The 19482-nt window shown below is 71.9% G+C and carries 2 protein-coding genes; both read right to left on the bottom strand.

What is annotated here, in order from left to right:
• Position 1: 1 nt before the first annotated feature.
• Positions 2-4225: a type I polyketide synthase gene (locus LV75_RS06065; protein ID WP_253885658.1), complete on the bottom strand. Its 4224-nt coding sequence runs from the start codon at positions 4223-4225 to the stop codon at positions 2-4.
• Between the two features lie 10 nt (positions 4226-4235).
• A complete protein-coding gene (locus LV75_RS06060; protein WP_253885657.1) occupies positions 4236-19379 on the bottom strand; it encodes a type I polyketide synthase in 15144 nt (5047 codons plus the stop codon).
• Positions 19380-19482: the final 103 nt, after the last annotated feature.

The raw sequence follows: 19482 nt of genomic DNA, 5'->3' as shown, positions 1-19482 counted from the left end.
GCTATTCCCCATCTCCCGCGGCGACCAGCCGCAGTAGGTCCTCGCCCGCCATGCTGTCCAGGTCGGTGGGGGCGTCGGCTTCGTCGGTCAGGCCCGCCAGGCGGAGCAGGGGCGTGAGCAGACCCGCTTCCGCCAAACGGGACAGCGGGATGGCGGCGATCGCCGCGCGCACTTCGGCGTCCTCACCACCGGAGAGCTCGGTCAGCAAGTGGGACGCCAACTCGGCCGGGGTCGGGTAGTCGAAGACCACGGTGGCCAGCAAGGAAAGGCCGGTGGCGGTGGTGAGCCGGTTGCGCATCTCAACGGCGGTGAGGGAGTCGAAACCGAGGTCCCGGAAGGGACGTCCGGGGTCGATCCCGCCCAGGTCGTTGTGGCCGAGGATGGTGGCGGCCTCGGCCAACACGAGGTGGGACACCAGGTCGGCGCGCTCGTGCGCCGGGGTCTCGGCGAGGCGCGCGCGGAACCAGCCGGTGTTCTCAGGTTCGGCGGGTGTGTCGGTGAGCTCGGACAGCAGCGGGCTGGGGCGAGCGGCGGTGAAGGTCGGCGCGAACCTGGTCCAGTCGACGCCCGCGATGGTGAGCACGCGGTCCTCGCCCGCGACAGCTTCCGCCATGGCGGTTAGAGCCTGGTCGGGCGCAAGGGGGAGCATGCCCTGCCGGGCGAGGTCCGCGCCTGCGGCCATGCCATCGCCCGCCCAAGGGCCCCAGGCGATCGATGTGGTGCGGGGGCGGGTGGCGGCGAGGCCGTCCAGGTAGGCGTTCGCGGCGGCATAGGCAGCTTGGTTGGCACCACCCCAGGTGGCGGCCGCGGAGGAGAAGAGGACGAGCTCGGCGTCGGGGCAGAGGTCGGCGAGGTGCCGGGCGCCGTCGACCTTTCCCGCGAACACGGTGGTCAGGGTGTCCGCGTCCAGGTCGGGGATGCGGCCGAGACCACCGACGCCTGCCGCGTGGATGACGACATCGGGCCGGTACTCGGCGACCAGGGCGGCCACGGCGTCCCGATTGGACACATCGCAGGCGACAACGGTGGCGGGCAGGTCGACCCGCGGGGCGCGCCTGCTGACGACCACGACCCGGTCGGCTCCGGACTCGGCGGCCCACCTGGCCACGTGCTGCCCCAGAGCGCCGGTGCCGCCGGTGACCAGAACCGTCCCGTGTGGACGCCATGTGGCTCGGGGTGCGGGCGCTCGGCGCAACCGGCGGCCCTCGACCCTCGATGTGATCCGCACTTGGTCCTCGGTGCTGGTGAGCGCGCCCGCGAGCAAGCCGGGGTCGAGATCGCCATCGACATCGGCACCGGTCAGTTGGACCAGGCCGCCCCAGGTGCCGGGGAACTCCAGGGCGGCGCTGCGGCCGAGGCCCCAGATCGCCGCGGTGTCCGGGGTGTCGCCGGTGGTGAGCGCCCACACCCTGGTCGGGCGGGTCGCAAACGTTTGCAGGGTACGCAGGGTCGCGGGGAGGTCCTGGGCGGTGATGACCCCGGCGAGCGGGAGTCCGGTGTCCTCGCGGACGACGGTGGCACCGTGCGTCTCCAGCGCGCGGACGACGGCATCGGGGGCACCGAGGACCAGCCAGGTGCCCACGAGCACCGGGGACGGGGACACCGCGACCGGGGTCCACTCCGCCCGGTAGCGCCACAGCGCGGTGTCGGTCTCGCGGATCGGCCAGTAGCGCTCGGCTTGGAAGGCGTAAGTGGGGAGGTCGACGGTTCGACCGCCCCAGCCGGTGAAGACGGCGGACCAGTCGACCGGGACGCCCTGGGTGTGGGCGGTGGCGACGGCGCGCAGGAGGGTGGTCACGTCGTCGCGGCCGGAGCGCTGGGTGGGGATGCCGTCGACCAGCGCGGACAACACACCGTCCGGGCCGAGCTCGATGAACCGGGTCGCGCCCTGCTCCCGCGCGGCGGCCACGGCGTCGGCGAAGCGGACCGTCGAGCGGACCTGGCCGACCCAGTATTCGGGGACGCTGACCTCGGCCACCCCGCCGGTCGGCAGCACCTCGATCTCCGGCCGCTGGTACCGCAAGCCCTTCGCGACCACGGCGAACTCGTCGAGCATCGGGTCCATCAGGTGGCTGTGGAACGCGTGCGAGACGGTCAGCCGCTTCACCCTGCGGTTTTGTTCAACAATCCTGCGTTCGAACAGGTCAACACTCCCACGATCCCCCGATACGACAATCGAGCGATCCGAGTTCACCGCAGCAAGGTCCACGCCGTCGGGGAGATCGATCTCGTGCTCGGCGGCCTCGATGGCGAGCATCGCCCCGCCTTCCGGGAGGGCGCCCATCAGACGAGCACGGGCGGAGACCAAGGCGCAGGCGTCAGCCAGCGAGAGGACTCCGGCGACGTGGGCGGCGGCGAGCTCGCCGATGGAGTGGCCGATGACGAAGTCCGGCCGGATGCCCCAGGACTCGAGCAACCGGAAAAGGGCGACTTCCAGCGCGAACAGCGCGGGCTGGGCCACGGCCGTGTGATCAAGTCCCCCCTCGAACACCTCGACGGCCAGTCCCAGCCCCGCGCACACCTCGTCGAAAGCCCGCGCGAACGCCGGGAACACCCGCAGTGCCAGCCCCATCCCGGGTCGCTGCGCCCCCTGCCCGGTGAACAGGAACGCGACCGGTCCGCTCCCCGGCGCGCCGACGACCAGGTCGCTGGACGCCGCTCCTTCCGCCAAGGCCCGCAGACCGGCCGTAGGCTCTGCCGCGACCACCACGGCCCGGTGCTCCAGCGCTGCCCGCGTCACCGCCAACGACCGGGCCAGGTCCACCGGCTCCGCCGCGACCTCCAGCACCCGGCGGGCCTGTGCCCGCAGGGCCGCGGCGGACCGGCCCGAGACGAGGAACGGCAACACCCCGGGCGCCGTCCCCTCGGCGGGGACCGGAAGCGGGTCCGCCTGTTCCAAGACCACGTGGGCGTTCGTGCCGCTGACCCCGAACGACGACACCGCCGCCCGCCGCGGTCGGTCGACCGCGGGCCAGGGGCGGGAGCTGGTCAGCAGCCGCACCGGTCCCCAGGTCACGTGCGGGGACGGCGCGTCGACGTGCAGCGTCGCGGGCAGGGTGCCGTCGCGGAGCGCGTGCACCATCTTGATCACGCCGGCCACCCCGGCGGCGGCCTGGGTGTGCCCGATGTTGGACTTGACCGAGCCCAACCACAGCGGCTCGACCCGCCCCGGCCCGTACGCGGCCAGCAACGCCTGGGCCTCGATCGGGTCACCCAGCACGGTCCCCGTGCCGTGCGCCTCCACGACGTCCACATCGGACGGAAGTAGCTGAGCGGCGGTGAGGGCCTGCTCGATCACGCGCTGCTGCGCCGGGCCGTTGGGCGCGGTCAGCCCGCTGGAAGCACCGTCGGAGTTGACCGCTGAACCGCGCACGACCGCCAGCACCGGGTGGCCGTTGCTGCGGGCATCGGACAGCCGCTCAAGCAGGAGAACACCGACGCCCTCGCCCCAGCCGGTCCCGTCGGCGGCCGCGGCGAAGGACTTGCAGCGGCCATCGGCGGCCGTACCCTCGTCGAACCCAAAGCCCGCGAACATCATCGGCCCGGCCATCACCGTGACCCCGCCCGCCAAGGCAAACGAACACTCCCCGGATCGCAATGCCTGAGCGGCCAGGTGGAGGGCCACCAACGACGACGAGCACGCTGTGTCCACAGTGACCGCGGGCCCCTGCAAGCCGAGGCTGTAAGCGACCCGACCGGACAGCACGCTGTTGGCGTTGCTGGTGCCGAGGTACCCGTCAAGCACCTCAGCGGGCACGGAGGTCGCGTAGTCGTTGTACATCACGCCCGCGTACACCCCGGTTCGGCTGCCGCGCAACGACAACGCGTCGATCCCGGCGCGTTCCACGGCTTCCCAGCAGGCGTGCAGCAGGAGCCGCTGCTGCGGGTCCATCGCCAGGGCCTCACGCGGGGAGATCCCGAAGAACCCGGCGTCGAAGCCACCCGCGTCGGCGAGGAAGCCGCCCTCCGCTGACCCGGGCAGCGCGGCGAGGTCCCAGCCGCGGTCCGTCGGCAGCGGCCCCAGTGCGTCAACGCCGCCCGAGACCAGCTCCCACAGGTCTTCCGGCGAGGAGACCCCGCCCGGGTAGCGGCAGGCCATGCCGACGATCGCGATCGGCTCGGCCGCCCGCTCCCGCAGCTCGCGCACCTGCTCGCGCGCCGCCCGCAGCTCCTCGGTCGCCCGCTTGAGGTAGGCGAGCAGCTTCTCCTCGTCGGCCTGCGCCATGACCGTCCTCTCAGGACTTCTCGAACTCGCTGTCGAGCAGGTCGAAGATCTCCTCGGCCGACGCGGCCGCCAGGTCGTCGGCTGCGGCGCGGGTGTCCCACCTGGCCGCCAGCGCTCGCAGCCGGGCCGCGACCCGCTCCCGGTCGGCGTCGGTGCTCACCCCGCCCAGGGTGAGTTCGATCCGGGTCAGGTCCGCGAGGACCTCGTCGGTGGCCGATGCCGGGGCGAGTTGATCACGCAAGAACCCCGCGACCGCACCTGCCGACGGGTGGTCGAACACCAGCGTCGCGGGCAGTCGCAGCGCGGTCGCCGCGGCGAGCCGGTTGCGCAGTTCGACTCCGGTGAGCGAGTCAAGCCCCAGGTCGAGGAAGCCCCGGTCCGGGGCCACCGCCGCCGCGTCCGGATAGCCGAGCACCGCGGCGACTTGACCGCGCACGAGGTCGAGCAGGATCCGTCCACGCTCGCCATCACCCGCCGCGTCGAGCCGGGCCCGCACATCGGCCACGGCCTTCGTCTCCACGCGCACCAGGGAGCGCAGCACCGGCGGCACGGATCCGCGGCCCCGCAACGCCGCGGGGCTGAACACCATCGGCACAACAGCCGCGGCGTCACCACCGGCCACTGCGGAGAACAGCGCCATGCCATCCTCTGTGGACAGCTGGCCCAGCCCGGACCGCATGACCCGGCGCACGTCGGCCTCGGTCAGCTCCCCCGTCAAACCGGTCCGTTGCGCCCACGGTCCCCAAGCCAGCGACACACCCGGCAGGCCGAGCGAACGCCGGTGCTGGGCAAGCGCGTCGAGGAACACGTTGGCGGCGGCGTAGTTGGCCTGTCCCGCGCCGCCGAACACACCGGCGGCTGAGGAGAACAACACGAACGCGGACAGGTCGGTGGTCAGTTCGTGCAGGTTGATCGCGCCGCGCACCTTCGGGGCCAGCACGGCCGCGACCCGCTCGGGGGTCATCGCGGTCAGCACGCCGTCGTCAAGGACAGCTGCTGTGTGCACGACCGCGTCCACCCGGTGTTCTGCCAGCAGTGCGGCGAGGGCTTCGCGATCGGCCACGTCGCAGGCCGCCAAGGTGACCCGAGCGCCGAGATCGGTCAGTTCGGCGAACAGCGCGCCTGCCCCTTCGGCTCGCGGACCGGATCGGCTGGTCAGCAGCAGATCGCGTACGCCGTGCTCGACGACGAGGTGCCGAGCCAGAGCCGCACCTAGCGTGCCCGTGGCCCCGGTGACCAGCACCGTCCCGGTGAGACCGGTGTCGCCGTCGGGGATCGGTTGGCGCACCAGGCGTGGCACGAAGACCCGGCCACCACGCACCGAGACCTGAGGCTCACCGGAGGACACAGCGGCCGCGAGCAGCTCGGGACTGTCCACATCGACCAGCAGGAACCGGTCTGGGTGTTCCGATTGGGCCGAACGCAGCAGTCCCCACACGGGAGACCCGACTAGGTCCTGCCCGTCGATCGCACCACGGGTGGCGATGACCAGCGGGACGGCGGCCACCCGCTCGTCGGAGATCCACGCCCGCACCAACTCCAGCGCCCGGACCGCGGCGTGCTCGGCCGCGTCGGCGATCGGCCCGCCACCACCGACGAACTGGGCCACCACCACATCCGCGGCCAGGTCCTCCAGCAGGTGGTCGAGGTCGGCGTGGGCGGTGACCGCGTTGCCCGCCTCGACCAGCGCCGCACCCAACTTCAGTTCGTCGGCGCCGAGCAGCGCCCAGCGGGAGGTGCCGGGGTCGGCAGGCGTGATCGGGGTGGACCAGTCGAGCCGGAAGAGGGAATCCGAGATCGCGCGCCTGGTGGCCGAGAGCTCAGCGCCGATCGGGCGGGCAACGAGGGAGCGCACGTGGGCCACCGGGTTGCCGTGCTCGTCGGTCGCCTGCAGTTCGATCCCGTCGGCGCTCTCGGCGAGTCGGACGAGCAGCGTCCGGGCCCCCGTTGGCCGCACCGTCACCCCGGTCCAGGAGAACGGCAGCTCCGCGGGCCGGTCACCGCCTTCACGCAGCAGACCGATGCCGTGCAACGCGGCGTCCAGGAGAGCGGGGTGCACGGCGAACCCGTTCGACGACAGGTCCTGCGGCAACGTGACCTGCGCGAACAGTTCATTCTCGGCACGCCACGCGGCGGTGAGCCCTTGGAAGGCCGGGCCATAGCCATAGCCGAGGTCGGCGATCGTCTCGTAGAAGCCGTTGAGATCAACTGGTTCGCGGGTGCTCGACCAGTCGAAATCGAGCTGACTGGCAGCGCCGAGCAGGCCGGTGGCGTGTTTGATCCACTCCACGCCGTCCACACTGGAGTGAATGGACACCTCGCGGCGCGCGTCCGCATCCAGCGCACCCACCGCGACCTGCAACGACACCGCGTCCTGGGTACCGAGCACCAGCGGCGCGCCCAGGGTCAACTCCAGCACGTCCGGCGTGTCGACCTGGCTGCCCGCGTGCACGGCGAGTTCGACGAAAGCCGTGCCGGGCAGGAGGATCGTCCCCAGCACCGTGTGCTCAGCCAACCACGGGTGAGTACGCGGCGAGATGCGTCCAGTGAGCAGCAACCCGTCCCCGCCTGCCAGTGGCACAGCAGCTCCGAGCAACGGGTGGTCTGCTGCGGTCAACCCGGCGGCAGCAACGTCGCCAGGGCCTGCTGAGAGCAGTTCCAGCCAGTACCGCTGCCGCTGGAAGGCGTACGTGGGCAGTTCGACCGACCGCACCGGCACGTCTTCGAACGCCACGGCCAGGTCCACTGATCCACCGTGGATGTGCAACTCGGTGGCCGAGAGCAGGAACCGCGGCAATCCGCCTTCGTCCCGGCGCAAGGTCCCGACGGCGACGGCGTCGTCCACTGTCTCACTGATCGCGGGGATCAGCACCGGGTGCGGACTGACCTCGACGAAGAACCGGTACCCGGACTCGGCCAGCTCACGGGTGGCGGACTCGAATTCGACGGTGTGGCGCAGGTTCCGGTACCAGTACTCGGCGTCCAGCGCGGTCGTGTCCAGCCAGTCGCCGGTCACCGTCGACCGGAACGGGATCCGCGATGGCCCCGGGCTGATCCCGGCGAGCACGCGCCGCAACTCATCGGCGATCAACTCCACCTGCGCCGAGTGCGAGGCGTAGTCGACGGGGATCTGCTTGGCCCGTATGCCATCGGCCACGCAGTCGGCCAAGAACTGGTCGACCTCCCCCGCGACCACGACCGTGCCCGGTCCGTTGATCGCGGCCACCGACACGCGTCCGTCGTAGCGAACGAGCCGGTCGCGAACCTCAGCCGCGGGCAGGGACACCGACACCATGCCGCCCTGGCCCGCCAGCGCCACGATCGCCTGGCTGCGCCTGGTCACTACCAGAGCGGCGTCAGCGAGGCTCAGCGCGCCCGCCACGTAGGCCGCCGCGATCTCCCCTTGGGAGTGACCGACGACCGCATCCGGCTCGACCCCGTGCGCCCGCCACAGCGCCGCCAGCGACACCATCACCGCGAACAGCACCGGCTGCACGACATCCACCCGGTCAAGGCCGTCGCCACTGGTCAAGACGTCGAGCAGGTTCCAGTCGACGTGTGGGGCAATGGCCTCCGCGCAGGCGTGCAGTTCGGCGGCGAACACCTCGCTCGTGGTGAGCAGCTCGGTCGCCATCCCGACCCACTGCGAACCCTGCCCGGGGAAGACGAATGCCACTTTGCCTTCGCGGGCCTCGCCGACGAGGGCGAGGTCCGACAGAGCGGACAAGGCTGTGTCCAGGTCGGCGGCCACGAATCCGGCTCGGTGGTCGAACCGGGCTCTGGTCGTGACAAGCGCATGAGCGATGTCGGCCGCAGACGGCCGTTCCGCGAAGAGATGCTCTCGCAACTTGACCGCTTGTTCGCGCAACGCGGCCGGAGTTCGCCCGGACAGCACCCACGGCAGCGGCGCGGCGGCGGCACTCGGCTCGGGCTCGTCCGCGACGTATTGCTCCAGCACCAGGTGCGCGTTGGTCCCGCTACCGCCGAAGGACGACACCGCGGCGCGGCGCACTCTGTCCACAGTGGGCCATGGGACCGTCTGGGCCGCCAGTTCGACGGCGCCAGCAGTCCAGTCGACGTGGGGCGTCGGCTCGTCGATGTGCAGGGTCTTGGGGACCACGCCGTGGCGCAACGCGAGCACCGTCTTGATGACCCCGGCGACACCGGAGGCGGACTGCGTGTGGCCGATGTTGGACTTCACCGAGCCGAGCAACAACGGCACTTCCCGACCTTGCCCGTAGGTCGCGATCACCGCCTGCGCTTCGATCGGGTCGCCCAGCGTGGTGCCGGTCCCGTGCGCCTCCACAACGTCCACATCAGACGTTGTCAACCCGGCGTCGGCCAGCGCCGCCCGGATCACGCGCTGCTGCGACGGCCCGTTCGGCGCGGTCAGGCCGTTGGAGGCGCCGTCCTGGTTGATCGCGCTGCCCTTGATCACAGCGAGGACCCGGTGACCATCGCGCACAGCCTCGGACAGCCGTTGCACGAGGAGCACACCGACGCCCTCACCCCAGCCGGTGCCATCAGCGGCAGACGCGAACGGCTTGCACCGGCCGTCGGCCGCCAACCCGCGCTGCCTGCTGAACTCGGTGAACGACGTCGGTGAGGGCAACACCGCCACGCCGCCCGCCACCGCCAGGTCACATTCACCCCGCCGCAACGCCTGCACAGCAAGGTGAATCGCCACCAGCGACGACGAGCACGCGGTGTCCACAGTGACCGCAGGACCCTCGAGCCCGAAGGTGTACGACACCCGCCCCGACGCCGCGGCGGTCCCGGTGCCGGACAGGAAGAACCCCTCGGCGTCACTCCCCGGCGCCAGCGCGCCGATGCCGTACCCGACAAAGGAAGTACCGACGAAGACCCCGGCCCGGCTGCCGCGTCGGGTGGCCGGGTCGATGCCCGCGCGTTCGAACGCCTCCCAGGTGGCTTCCAGCAACATGCGCTGCTGCGGGTCTGTCGCGGTCGCCTCACGCGGGCTGATGCCGAAGAACTCGGCGTCGAAGTGCCCGGCGTCGTGGACGAACCCGCCCTCCCGCACGTAAGACGTGCCGGGGTTGTCGGGATCGGGGTGGTAAAGCGCTTCGAGGTCCCAACCGCGGTCGTCGGGGAACGGGGTGATCGCGTCGGTGCCCGCCATGACCAACCGCCACAGGTCTTCCGGCGAGTCGACGCCGCCGGGGTAGCGGCAGCTCATGCCGATGATCGCGATCGGCTCGTCCGACGCCGTCGTCGTGACCCGCGTGTCCACGGCCAGACCGAGCACGTCCGCGAGCAGGTGGCTGGAGAGCGCACGGGGCGTCGGGTAGTCGAACACGAGGGTCGCGGGCAAGCGCTTGCCGGTCGCGGCCACCAGCCGGTTGCGCACGTCGACCGCGGTGAGCGAGTCGAACCCGAGGTCGCGGAACGCGCGGTCGGCCTCGACGGCGGTCGGGTCGGCGTAGCCGAGCGCGGCAGCGGCTTGGGCGCGGACCAGGTCGAGCAGGTAGCCCGCGCGGTCGACCTCCGGCAGGGCCAGCACCCGGTCCCGGAGGTCGTCGCTCTCGACGGCGACCTCCTCGACCCGGGCCTCGGCGATCTCGGAGATCAGCGGACGCGGGCGGGCGGCGGTGTAGCCGGGGGCGAACAGCGCCCAGTCGATGTCGGCGACGGTGAGGCAGGTGATGTCGGCGTCGAGTGCCCGCTGGAGTGCGGCGATGGCCACGTCCGGGTCCATCGGCCGCAGGCCGCGGCGGCCGAGCGCGGCGACGGCGGCGGCATCGGCCATGCCCCCGTCGGCCCAACCGCCCCAGGCGATCGAAGTCGCGGGACGGCCGTGGGCGCGGCGGTGCTGGGCGAGCGCGTCGAGGTAGGCGTTGCCCGCGGCGTAGGCGGCTTGACCGGCACCGCCCCAGGTCGCGGCGCCGGAGGAGAACAGGATGAACGCGTCGAGGTCGCCCGCCAGTTCGTCGAGGTGCGCGGCGCCCGCGACCTTGGCAGCGGTGACCTCGGCCAGTTCACCGGCGGTGATGTCGGCGATCGGGGTGGACTGGGCGACGCCTGCGGCGTGCACGACCGCGTTGACCGGGTGCTCGGCCAGCAACGCCGCCACGGCGGCCCGGTCGGCGACGTCGCAGGCGGCGACCACGACCCCCAGCTCGTCGACCAGGTCCCGCGCGCCGGGCGCGTCGAGGCCCCGACGGCTGGTCAGCACGACCTTGTCGGCCCCGTTGCCGACGAGCCAGCGCGCGACCCGGGCGCCAAGCGCCCCGGTGCCGCCGGTGACGAGAACAGTCCCTTGTGGACGCCACGGCGTACCGGTCGGGAGGTCGGCCCGGACCATGCGGCGGCCGAACACACCCCACGACCGGACCGCGACCTGGTCCTCGTCGCCACCGAGGACGGCGAGCGCCCTGGCGATGGCCCGGTCGTCGACCTCGGCGGGGAGGTCGATCAGACCGGCGACCTGGCCGGGTCGTTCCAGGGTCGCGACCAGGCCCAGGCCCCACATCTGGGCCTGGCGCGGGTGGCGCGGCGGGTCGGTTCGGCCGACCGACACCGCCCCGCTGGTCACCAACCACAGTGGACCGTCGGACTTGACCAGGTCCAACACTTGGTCCGGCGTGGCGTCCAAGCCCAGCAGGGACACCACGCCGGTGAACGTGGTCCCGGCCGGGAGCGCCGGGACGATCAGCGGTTCGGCACCGGCCGCGGCGATCTGGGCGGCGAACCGGTCGGCCAACCCGGTCTGGGCATCGGCGACGATCGCCCAGGTGCCGGTGAGCTCAACGGTCTTCGACACGGTCAGCGGGCGCCACGCGATCTCGTAGCTCCACCCGGCCACTGTGGACTCTTCGCGGGACTTCGCGCGCCACGCGGCCAACGCGGGCAGGGCGATCGGGTCGACACCGATGGTGTCGGCGTCGCCACGGTCCACGGCGGCCCAGAACTTGGCGTCCTCGGCGGTCGACTCGGCGCCCTCGACCGGTTCCAGCCAGTACCGGGACCGCTGGAACGGGTACGTGGGCAGGTCGACGTCGTGGCCGCTGTGCGCCCAGACCGGTTCGATGCCGCGCACGTGCGCCTCAGCGAGCGAGGTGGTGAACCGGTCCCCCTCGTCTCGGCGCAACGTCGCGAGCACGATCGGGTCGGCGACGCCCGCGTCGTCCGCTGTCTCACCGATGCCGCCCGCCAGCACGGGGTGCGGGCCGCACTCGATGAAGGTGCCGTGGCCGTCGTCGAGCAGCGCGCGGGTGGCCGCGGCGAACTGGACCGGGCGGCGCATGTTGGTGAACCAGTAGTGCGCGTCGAGTCCGGTGGTGTCGAGCCTGCCACCGGTGACGGTTGAGTAGAACGGCACGGCGGACGCGCGCGGGGACACCGGGGCGAGCACCGCGAGAGCCTCGGCGCGCACGGTGTCGACGATCGGGGAGTGCCCAGCGCCGTTGATGCGGACCTTGCGGACCCGCACCTGCTCGGCCTCCAGTTCGGCGACGAGCTCGTCCAGCGCGGCGTGCGGTCCGGCGACGGCGGCCGAGCGGGCGCCGTTGACCGCGGCGATTGTCAGCTCACCGCCGAAACGCGCCAACCGGGCCGTGACCTCGTCCGGCGGCAACGACACCGCGGCCATCGCGCCTTGCCCGACGAAGCGCAGCAACAGCTTGCTGCGCTCGGCGACGACCAGTGCAGCGTCCTCAAGGGACAGTGCGCCCGCCACGTGCGCGGCGGCGATCTCGCCCTGGGAGTGGCCGACGACCGCGTCCGGCTCGATGCCGCTGTTCTGCCACAGCCTGGCGAGCGACACCATCACCGCGAACAGCACGGGTTGCACGACGTCGAGCCGGTCCCAGGTCTGGGGGTCGCGCAGCGCGTCCTCGACGGAGAAGTCCACGTGTCGTTCCAACGCGACCGCGCACTCGCGCACGGAATCCCGGAACACCGCGGAGTCCCGCACCAGCGAATCGGTCATCCCGGACCACTGCGAGCCTTGCCCGGGAAAGACGAACACGGTCCGGCCGGTGCGGCTGGCGACGCCCCGGACGAGACCGGGTGCAGGCAGGTCGGCGGCGAGCGCGGCGAGCTGGGCGGCGTGGTCGGGCCCGAGGAGCACGGCGCGGTGCTCGAACCGGGACCGCTTGGCCAGGGAGTGGCCGATGTCGGCCGGGTCGCCTTCGATGCCCTCGAGTTGGGCCGCGCGGGTGCGCAGAGCGGCAGCGGTGCGAGCGGACACCAGCCATGGTCCAGGCGTGCGGTGGACCTCGCGCGGCGCGGGCTCGGGCGCTTGTTCGAGGATCGTGTGGGCGTTGGTACCGCTCATGCCGAAGGACGACACGGCGGCACGGCGGGGACGGCCGGTGTCGGGCCACTCGACGCGTTCGGTGAGCAGCTGGACACCCTGGTCCCACGGTACGTGCAGGGTCGGCTCGTCGATGTGCAGCGACCGGGGCAGCGTGCCGTGCCGCAGGGCCAGCACCATCTTGATGACACCGGCGACACCGGCGGCGGACTGGGTGTGGCCGATGTTGGTCTTCACCGAGCCCAGTAGCAGCGGGTGCGCGCGGTCTCCGCCGTAGGTGGCGATGACGGCTTGGGCCTCGATCGGGTCGCCCAGTTCGGTTCCGGTGCCATGCGCTTCCAGCGCGTCCACTTCGGATGGTTCGAGACCCGCTCCGGCGAGTGCCTGCTCGATCACCTTCCGCTGTGCCGGGCCGTTGGGGGCGGTGAGACCGTTAGATGCGCCGTCCGAGTTGACAGCGGATCCCTTGACCAGCGCCAACACGGGGTGGCCGTGCTTGACGGCTTCGGAGAGCCGCTCGACGAGGAGCATGCCGACGCCCTCGCCCCAGCCGGTACCGTCGGCGGACTTCGCGAAGACCTTGCACCGCCCGTCGGAGGCGAGTGCACCGCCCTGAGCAGCGTCGATGAACATGCCGGGGGTGGTCATGACAGTGACGCCACCGGCCAAGGCCATGTCGCACTCGCCGTTGCGCATCGCTTGGATAGCAAGGTGAAGGGCCACGAGGCTGCTGGAGCAGGCGGTGTCGACGGTGACGGCTGGGCCCTCCAGGCCCAGTGCGTAAGCGAGCCTGCCGGAGATCACGCTGGTCGCGGTGCCCGTGAGCACGTGCGGGCGGGATCCCTCGGGGATGTCGAAGTGACCGATGCCGTAGCCAGAGGTCGCGGTACCGATGAACACACCGGTCCGACTGCCCTTGAGCTGGGTCGGATCGATCCCCGCGCGCTCGGCAGCCTCCCAGGACGTCTCCAAAAGGAGACGCTGCTGCGGGTCCATCGCCAGGGCTTCGCGCGGGGAGATCGAGAAGAACGCGGCGTCGAAGTCGGGGGCGTCGTGCAAGAAGCCGCCGACGAAACCGTGATCGGTCCAACCGCGGTCGGCGGGCACGGCCCCGATGGCGTCGACCTCGTCGAGGACCAACTGCCAGAGCGCCTCGGGCGTGTTGGCGCCGCCGGGGAAGCGGCAGGCCATGCCGACGATCGCGATCGGGTCGTCGGTGCTGACCACGCGCCGCGACCGGACGCGCTCCTCAGCGGGCGTGCCGAGGAGTTCCCGCAGGTGGTCGGCCACGGCGGCGGGTGTGGGGTGGTCGAAGACCAGGCTCGCCTGCAGCGGCTTGCCGATCTTGAGCGCGAGGGTGTTGCGCAGTTCGACGGCGGTGAGCGAGTCGAACCCGAGGTCCTTGAACGGCCGAGTGGGGTCGATCGACGCGGCGGACGGGAACCCGAGGACGGCCGCGGTCTGCGCGCACACCAGGTCCACCAGGCGGGAGGTGTCGACCTTGGCGCTGGTCGCCGGGCGGATCAAGGAGGTCAGCAACGGCGGGATCGCCTTGCCCGCGAGGGTTTGGCGGTCCAGTGCGACGGGGACGACAACCGGACCGGGCAGGCTCAGCGCACTGTCCAGTAGCGACAGACCGTGGTGGGTGGTCAGCGGCGGGTAGCCGGAGCGGGCGATGCGGGCGATCTCGGCGTCACCGAGCGAACCGAGCATGCCGCCCTCAGTCGCCCACGCGCCCCAGGCGAGCGAGAGCCCGGGGAGTCCGGCGGAGTGGCGGGCGGTGGCGAGACCGTCGAGGAAGGCGTTGGCGGCGGCGTAGTTGGCCTGGCCCGGGCTGCCGAAGGTGCCGGAGATCGAGGAGAACAGGACGAAAGCGTCCGGGTCGGTCAGCTCGTGGAGGTGTCGCGCCGCAAGCGCTTTCGGCCCCAGGACAGCATGCAGGCGTTCTGGGGTCAACGATTCGAGCAGGCCGTCGTCGAGCACTCCGGCCAGGTGGAACACGGCTGTGAGTCGGGGCAGGTCCGCTACGAGTGCCTTCAGCGCGTCCCGATCGGTGATGTCGCACGCCACAACGCGTGCACCGTCGACCGAACCGCGCCCCGAGCGGTTGACGAGGACGATGTCGCGGGCACCGGAGTCGATGAGGTGCTGGGCGAGGGCCTGTCCGAGAGCGCCGGTGCCGCCGGTGATCAGGATGGTGCCGTCGGGGTCGATGGCGCGCGGCAGGGTGAGGACGACCTTGCCGGTGTGACCGCCTTGGCCGACGAACCGGAACGCCTCGGCCGCGCGGCGCACGTCCCAGGTCCGAATCGGTGGCGGGGTGAGCGCGCCCGCGGCGAACAGGGCCATGACCTGGTGGAGGATCTCGCCGATCCGGTCCGGTCCCGCCTCGCCCAGGTCGAACGCGCGGTAGCCGGGGACGCCGTCGCGGAGGTCGGTCTTGCCCATCTCGATGAACCGGCCGCCGGGGCGCAGCAGCCCGAGCGAGGCGTCGACGAACTCGCCCGCCAGGGCATTGAGGACCACGTCGACCTGCGGGAACTTGGTGGCGAAGTCGAGGTCCCGGGAAGACGAGAGGTGGCCGTCATCAAGACCTGTGGCCGGCCATTTCGCTGGGCTCGCGGTGCCGAAGATCTCGGCTTTGAGATGACGGGCGAGTTGTACCGCGGCCGTGCCGACACCACCGGCGGCGGCGTGGACCAGGACTGATTCGCCTTCTTGCAGGTTCGCGAGGTCGACCAGGCCGTAGAAGGCGGTGGTGTAGACGACCGGGATGGCTGCGGCGGTGACGAACGACCAACCGGCGGGGATTGGCGCCAGGAGCCGCTCGTCGGTGATCGCCTCGGGCCCGATGGCACCGGTGACCAGACCTAGGACACGGTCGCCGACCTTGTGACCGGTCACTGCTGGACCGGTCTCGGTGACCACACCCGCGACTTCACCACCGAGGTCGACCTGGCCCGGGTACATGCCCAAGGCGTTCAAGACGTCCCGGAAGTTCAGCCCGGCGGCGCTGACGGCTACCCGGACTTCGCGCGCACCCAGGTCGCGCGGCTCGACGGGGGCGAGGACGAGGTTGTCGACGGTCCCGCGTTCGGTGATGTCCAGCCGCCAGGGGCTTTCCGGAACGTCGAGCCCGGTGTCCACAGGCGACAACCGTGGTGCGAAGGTGGCGTCCCCGCGCACCGCGACCTGCGATTCCCCCGTGGCGAGGGCTCTGTCGACATCTTCGGCTGGAGCGCCGTCGATGAGGACGATCCGGCCGGGGTGCTCGGACTGGGCGGAGCGCACCAGGCCCCAGACGGCGGCCGCGGCCGGGTCGACGTCGTCACCGGGCGCGGCGCGGACGGCGTTGGTGGTGCGGACCACCAGGAGGTCCCGGCCCGCGAGCCCAGCCTGCAGAGCGGGCAGCAGAGCATCCACATCGGACGCTCCGAGCACGACGTGGTCCGCCGGTACGGGCTTGTCGGCGACGACCGGGATCCAGTTGACGCTGTAGAGGTCGGTGATCTCGGCCAGGCGCCGGGCGGGTCGGGTGGTCACGCGCTCGACGGCGACGGCCACCTGACCGGACGCGTCGACCGCGACGACGGAGATCCCGCCGCCGGGCGCGGGCGAGACACGGGCACGCAGCTCGTTCGCGCCGGTGGCGCCAAGGGTGATTCCGGACCAGGTGAACGGGACACCGGCCTCGCCGTTCCCGCCACGGGCGGCGACGGCTTGGAGGGCTCCGTCGAGCAGGGCCGGGTGCACGAGGTAGCCGCGTTCGTCGGTGGTCAGCTCGACGAAGGCGTCCTCGCCGCGCACCCACACCGCGCGGATCGCTTGGAACACCGGGCCGTACGCCAGTCCGGCGGCGGCGAGGCGGTCGTAGACGAGGTCGGGGTCGACGGCGTCAGCGCCCAGGGGCGGCCACTGCGTGAAGTCGTGCTGGTCGGTCTCGGGGGCAGGGGCGAGAACGCCGGTGGCGTGGCGGGTCCAGTCCTGGCCTTCAAGTCGCGAATGGACTGTCAGCGTGTGGTCGACCGTTGACAACAGGACCTCGACGGCGCCGGACTCGGGGAGCACCAACGGGTTCTCGAGAACCAGCTCGGCCAGCGCGGGAGCGCCGATCCGGGCGCCCGCGAAGAGAGCCATCTCCACAAAGGCGGTGCCGGGGAGGACGACCTGGCCGTGGACGACGTGGTCGGCGAGCCAGGGTCGGGCGGCGACGTCGAGGTGCGCGGTGAACAGGTGCCCCTCGGGGACCTCGACGGCACCGGTGAGCAGCGGGTGACCGGTGGCGCCGAACGCGGCTGAGACACCGGTCCGCGGCCAGTAGCGCTCGCGGGCGAAGGGGTAGGTCGGCAGGTCGACCACGCGGCCGCCCCCCAGCACGGCGCGCCAGTCGACCGGGACGCCGACGACGTGCAGGGCGGCTACCGCGCGCAGCAGGGTCTCCGGCTCGGCGCGGCCCGCGCGCAGCGCCGCGACCCCGGACACCAGGGCCGACAGCACGCCGTCCGGACCCAGCTCGAGGTGGTGGGTGGCCCCGGCGCGGTCGACCGCCGCGCTGAACCGGACCGTCTCCCTGACCTGCCGCACCCAGTACTCGGCCGTGGCCGGGTCACCTGTTGACGTGGTCGACAGGGGGATTGTCGGATTGTTGAACGCAAGCCCGGCCACCACTCGCCGGAACTCATCCAGCATCGGATCCATGAGCCGCGAGTGGAACGCGTGCGAGACAGTCAGCCGCTTGACGCGCCGGTCTTGTTCAACAATCCCACGTTGGAACTGTTCAACAATCCTACGATCCCCGGATACTACAAGTGAACGATCCCCGTTGACCGCGGCGAGGTCGAGACCCTCCGGGAGATCGACTTCAGCCTCGGTCGCTTCGACGGCGAGCATGGCCCCGCCCTCTGGCAGGGCACCCATGAGGCGAGCTCGGGCGGAGACCAGGGTGCAGGCATCGTCGAGGGACAGGATCCCGGCGACGTGAGCAGCGGCCACCTCGCCGATGGAGTGGCCCACGAGCGCGTCGGGGCGGATACCCCAGGACTCCAGGAGGCGGAACAGGGCGACTTCGAGGGCGAACAGGCCGACCTGGGCGTTCGCGGTCTGGTTCAGCGCTTCGGCGGAGTCGAGGTCGAAGCCGGGCAGGCGCTGGATGACCTCGTCGTGAGCGGTCGCGAAGACCGGGAACACGCGCAGGTCAGCGCCCATCCCCAGCCGCTGGGACCCCTGACCGGTGAACAGGAAAGCGAGCTTCCCGGGGATCACCTGACCCTGGATGACCGCGGCATCGGTCCCATCGGCCAACGCCCGGAGCCCGTCACCCCCGAAGGCGACCGCGCGGTGCTCGAGCGCCGCCCGCGTCGTCGCCAAGGACCACGCAAGATCAGCAGGCGCGGCCTCCACCGCCAGCACCCGCCCAGCCAGTTCGCGCACCGCGGCCGTCGACCGAGCAGACAGGACCAACGGCACCGCCGGGAGGTCGGTGGGCTGGACCGCTGGCTCCGCCTCGACCGGCGCCTCCTCGATGATCACGTGCGCGTTGGTGCCGCTCACGCCGAACGACGACACTCCGGCGCGGCGAACCCGTTCCCCGCGCGGCCACGGTCGAGCGGCGGTCAACAGCGACACCGCACCGGCCGACCAGTCGACCTGCCGGGACGGCTCGTCCACGAACAGCGTCGCGGGCAACACCCCCGCCGACAGCGCCTGGACCACCTTGATCACGCCCGCCACCCCGGCGGCGGCCTGGGTGTGCCCGATGTTGGACTTCACCGACCCCAACCACAGCGGCTCAGCGCGCCCCTGCCCATAGGTCGCCAGCAACGCCTGCGCCTCGATCGGGTCACCGAGGACGGTTCCCGTGCCGTGGCCCTCAACGGCGTCCACATCGGACGGACCAAGACCGGCGGAGGCCAACGCGGACAGGATCACCCGCTGCTGGGAGGGGCCGTTCGGCGCGGTCAGCCCGTTCGACGCGCCGTCGGAGTTCACCGCCGACCCACGCAGCACGGCCAGTACCCGGTGTCCGTTGCGGCGCGCGTCCGAGAGCCGTTCCAGCACCAGCACGCCGACGCCCTCGGCCCAGCCCGTGCCGTCGGCGGCGTCGGCGAACGACTTGCACCGGCCGTCGGCGGCGAGCCCGCGCTGGCGGCTGAACTCGGTGAACACCCCGGCCGTGGCCATGACCGTCACGCCACCGGCCAGCGCCAGCGTGCTCTCCCCCGTGCGCAACGACTGGGCGGCCAGGTGCATCGCCACCAGCGACGACGAACACGCCGTGTCGATCGTGACCGCGGGCCCCTCCAGCCCCAGCGCGTACGCGACCCGGCCCGAGGTCACCGCGGTGGCGCCGCCGGTGAGCAGGTAGCCCTCGGTGCCCTGCGGGTCCCCCACCAGCAGCGACAGGTAGCTCTGGTCGTTCGTGCCCGCGAACACCCCGGTCCGGCTGCCGCGCAACGACTCCGGGTCGATGCCCGCCCGCTCGAGCGCCTCCCACGCCGCGCGCAGCAACAACCGCTGCTGCGGGTCCATGGCCAGCGCCTCGCGCGGGGAGATGCCGAAGAACGCCGGGTCGAACTCGGCCGCGTCCGCGACGAACCCGCCCTCGCTGACGTAGCTGGTGCCGGGCGCGTCCGGGTCGTCGGCGAAGCGGACATCCCAGCCGCGGTCGTGCGGGAACGGGCCGATGCCGTCGCGCCCCTCGGACACCAAGCGCCACAGGTCTTCCGGCGAGGCGACGCCGCCGGGGTAGTGGCACGCCATGCCGACGACCGCGATCGGTTCGCGCGCGCCCTCCTCGACCTCGCGCAGCCGGGCCTTGGTCTGCCGCAGGTCCGCCGTCACCAGTTTCAGGTAATCGCGGAGGGTCTCTTTGTCTGCCATCTTCCAGGACCTCTCGGGCGGCGCACGACCGGCTGCGGGCACGCGGGAACCAGTCCCCACGTGTATTTCCACATCTCCGCGCGACAACCCTAAAGACGGCGGT

Origin of the sequence: Actinokineospora diospyrosa (assembly GCF_024171925.1) — a bacterium.
Classification (GTDB): domain Bacteria; phylum Actinomycetota; class Actinomycetes; order Mycobacteriales; family Pseudonocardiaceae; genus Actinokineospora; species Actinokineospora diospyrosa.
Note: the sequence above shows the minus strand (reverse complement) of the source record. Positions and strands in the feature narration are given on the sequence as shown.

What these genes read in the sequence shown, in the direction of transcription:
- LV75_RS06065 (WP_253885658.1), bottom strand. Translation starts at nt 4,225, where the DNA reads ATGGCGCAGGCCGACGAGGAGAAGCTGCTCGCCTACCTCAAGCGGGCG.
- LV75_RS06060 (WP_253885657.1), bottom strand. Translation starts at nt 19,379, where the DNA reads ATGGCAGACAAAGAGACCCTCCGCGATTACCTGAAACTGGTGACGGCG.